Below are 1,516 nucleotides of genomic sequence, written 5' to 3'. Positions count from 1 at the left end.
CGGATAACCCCATCAATTAACCTTCCGGCACCGGGCAGGCGTCACACCGTATACGTCCACTTTCGTGTTTGCACAGTGCTGTGTTTTTAATAAACAGTTGCAGCCAGCTGGTATCTTCGACTGGCTTCAGCTCCGGGAGCAAGTCCCTTCACCTACGCGCCAGCGTGCCTTCTCCCGAAGTTACGGCACCATTTTGCCTAGTTCCTTCACCCGAGTTCTCTCAAGCGCCTTGGTATTCTCTACCTGACCACCTGTGTCGGTTTGGGGTACGATTCTGTGTTACCTGATGCTTAGAGGCTTTTCCTGGAAGCAGGGCATTTATCACTTCAGCACCGTAGTGCCTCGTCGTCACGCCTCAGCGTTAAAAGAGTCCGGATTTACCTGGACCCTCCGCCTACACGCTTAAACCGGGACAACCGTCGCCCGGCTGATATAGCCTTCTCCGTCCCCCCTTCGCAGTAACACCGAGTACAGGAATATTAACCTGTTTCCCATCGACTACGCCTTTCGGCCTCGCCTTAGGGGTCGACTCACCCTGCTCCGATTAACGTTGAACAGGAACCCTTGGTCTTCCGGCGAGCGGGCTTTTCACCCGCTTTATCGTTACTTATGTCAGCATTCGCACTTCTGATACCTCCAGCATGCCTCACGACACACCTTCGACGGCTTACAGAACGCTCCCCTACCCAACAACACATAGTGTCGCTGCCGCAGCTTCGGTGCATGGTTTAGCCCCGTTACATCTTCCGCGCAGGCCGACTCGACCAGTGAGCTATTACGCTTTCTTTAAATGATGGCTGCTTCTAAGCCAACATCCTGGCTGTCTGTGCCTTCCCACATCGTTTCCCACTTAACCATGACTTTGGGACCTTAGCTGGCGGTCTGGGTTGTTTCCCTCTTCACGACGGACGTTAGCACCCGCCGTGTGTCTCCCGTGATAACATTCTCCGGTATTCGCAGTTTGCATCGGGTTGGTAAGCCGGGATGGCCCCCTAGCCGAAACAGTGCTCTACCCCCGGAGATGAGTTCACGAGGCGCTACCTAAATAGCTTTCGGGGAGAACCAGCTATCTCCCGGTTTGATTGGCCTTTCACCCCCAGCCACAGGTCATCCGCTAATTTTTCAACATTAGTCGGTTCGGTCCTCCAGTTAGTGTTACCCAACCTTCAACCTGCCCATGGCTAGATCACCGGGTTTCGGGTCTATACCCTGCAACTTAACGCCCAGTTAAGACTCGGTTTCCCTGCGGCTCCCCTATACGGTTAACCTTGCTACAGAATATAAGTCGCTGACCCATTATACAAAAGGTACGCAGTCACACCACGAAGGTGCTCCCACTGCTTGTACGTACACGGTTTCAGGTTCTGTTTCACTCCCCTCGCCGGGGTTCTTTTCGCCTTTCCCTCACGGTACTGGTTCACTATCGGTCAGTCAGGAGTATTTAGCCTTGGAGGATGGTCCCCCCATATTCAGACAGGATACCACGTGTCCCGCCTTACTCATCGAGCTCACAGCG

At 53.8% G+C, this 1,516-nt stretch carries 1 rRNA gene; it reads right to left on the bottom strand.

Annotated features, from left to right (window positions below):
- Positions 1-1,516: ribosomal RNA gene (locus HFD92_RS21445) — 23S ribosomal RNA — on the bottom strand; the annotation flags it as partial.

This window comes from Pantoea sp. EKM101V (genome assembly GCF_011800325.1).
GTDB classification, from domain to species: Bacteria; Pseudomonadota; Gammaproteobacteria; order Enterobacterales; family Enterobacteriaceae; genus Pantoea; species Pantoea anthophila.
The sequence above is the reverse complement of the archived record's forward strand: the minus strand, read 5'-3'. Positions and strand labels throughout refer to the sequence as shown.